At 65.5% G+C, this 2,003-nt stretch carries 2 protein-coding genes; both read left to right on the forward strand.

Annotation, left to right across the window (positions count from 1 at the left end; all coding sequences use genetic code 11):
* The first annotated feature begins 149 nt into the window (after positions 1-149).
* Complete coding sequence (locus tag ABKW28_RS22695) at positions 150-629, forward strand: hypothetical protein (protein WP_348613531.1); 480 nt, start codon at positions 150-152, stop codon at positions 627-629.
* A 92-nt stretch (positions 630-721) separates the two neighbouring features.
* A complete protein-coding gene (locus ABKW28_RS22700; protein WP_348613533.1) occupies positions 722-1,231 on the forward strand; it encodes a DUF1877 family protein in 510 nt (169 codons plus the stop codon).
* Positions 1,232-2,003 lie beyond the last annotated feature (772 nt).

The following is a 2,003-nucleotide window of genomic DNA, read 5'->3' on the forward strand; positions in this document are numbered from 1 at the left end:
GACGGGCCGTTGTGCCCGTTCGACTACGACCTGCTCGAGCGAAACTGACGCGGGGGCTGGCATCCGACTCTGCCGAGAAGCGGTCGCGTCGGCTTGATGGATCTCGGGGCGGGCTGCGCGCAGAGACAAGGATCAGCAAAGATCCGGGAATGGACCTCGATCGCATTGCTCGACTCTTCGCCGACGGCCCGATGCCGCTCATCCGCACCGACTTTTCTGCGGACGCTGCATGGCACAGAGTGGTTGAGGAGGTGTCGCGGGAAGTCGACCTCGTCGGTGACGGTGATGCGTACGCCCCAAACTTGGAGGCAATCTCAGACACTGGCTTCGACTCAATCTCTGCTGAGATCCTCGCGAGCGCTTGGCCGCGGGAGCACCACGGCTACGTCATCTTCGCGGACCACCGCTCGATGCGAGAGGCGAGATCCGGCGGCGAGTTGACGGTGGTGTTCGTAGACCTGAGCGCTGATGAAGAGGATGAGGAGGAGTTCGGGTGGGTCTTCGGCCAGGCGTTCCGGTGCATAGCGAGCGAAGTCGCTTCAATCGAAGCCAACCTGTCGATCGCGAACATGGACTTCCCTGATTTCGCCGGTGCCGTCCATGACGACGGGGTCTTCCGAGGTTTCTAGTTCCGCGCGCTCGTCTAGCAGCCGCGATGAGCGCGGTCGCGCCGATGTCCAGATGCGGGTCGGCATGCTCGATGGCGGTGGATACTGGCTCGATGCCCATCGTCCAGAACCTCGCACGTCTCGATGAGGCGACCCTCGTCGCCTGCTCGTCGTCCGTTGCAGTGCTCGACGACGTCTGTTCGTTTCGCGCGCTGGACCGCGACGAGTATCTGGACCTCAACTGGGCACCAGCACCCTTGGAGCAAGCAGCCAGAATCGCCCAAGTCCCCGCATCCCTGCTCGAGGGACTGGCCCGCGCCACCGCAGGGGGCGAGGAGGCCAATGCGGCGTACCGGGAGATGCCTGACAGCCTCTGGGAACATCCCGTGACGTCGCTCAACCCGACCGAGGTGCGACGCGTGCACGAGCAGTTGCAGGAGCTGAGACGCCTTGACTTCCTCTCTTCGGCCACAGCGACTGAGGCTTTCGTCCGAGCTGGCGCAGAGTTCTCGCCACCCGAGGCTGATCCTCTCGAGAACCTCCGCCCACACTTTCAAGCGCTTTGCGACTTCTATGCGACAGCGGTCGAGCGGAGACTGGGCGTTCTGATGTGGTGGGACTGAATGTCCGGATCTGCTCCGTCTGGCCGGAACCGAGTGAGCGTCCGTACCGTCGGAGCACTATGCGAATGACGCCGACACTGGCGGTAATGGCGCTGCTTTGCGCCTGCACTGCTCCCGCTACGGACAACGAGCCGTCGGCTCAACGCCAGGAAAGCGCGACGCCTGCCGATGCCCCAGCAGGGCTCACCTGCGCTCGCCAGAAGCGAGCGCAGGCGTACCCGGGACGCTCGTTTGCGACAGTGAGCAAGGCAGCGAGGTGGGGAGTCCCAGCAAACGGGGAGGTCGGGGACGTTCTGAAGAGGAACAGGTACACGCTGGTCTTTGCCATCCTCGACGACTCGGGGGATGTTGTGGCGGAGTTGGGCATCGAGCGCCTCAACGGAGGCTGGGCGCGAGCCAGCCGTACGACCTGCGCGTAGTGCATTCATCTGCCGCGTCGAGGGCGCCCGCGGCCATCCCCGTTCTCCCGCTGGGCGGCGCAGCGACCGCCCTCCTCCAGCCCCGGCGCCCTTGGGGTGCGCACCGGACGGATCGCCTGAGCGCTGTAGCGGGCCGGTTGCGCAGGTCGCTACGCCACCACCCCGCGCGGCGTCGAGGGCCATCCACAGCCGCGCGTAGACCCTGGACACGGCCGGCCGACCCCCCTAGAATAGAACACATGTTCGAAGCCGTCGTCGACCCACTTCCCGGTACGCCGGGCGAGTGTGTCGCGATGCTGGAGGAGCTCGAGGCGCTGAAGTCGCACCTCGCTGCGCGCCAGGTCGAGATCACC

The sequence above is a fragment of the Nocardioides sp. 31GB23 genome (assembly GCF_040012395.1).
Taxonomy (GTDB): domain Bacteria; phylum Actinomycetota; class Actinomycetes; order Propionibacteriales; family Nocardioidaceae; genus Nocardioides; species Nocardioides salarius.

What these genes read in the sequence shown, in the direction of transcription:
- ABKW28_RS22700 (WP_348613533.1), top strand. Translation starts at nt 722, where the DNA reads ATGCCCATCGTCCAGAACCTCGCACGTCTCGATGAGGCGACCCTCGTC.
- ABKW28_RS22695 (WP_348613531.1), top strand. Translation starts at nt 150, where the DNA reads ATGGACCTCGATCGCATTGCTCGACTCTTCGCCGACGGCCCGATGCCG.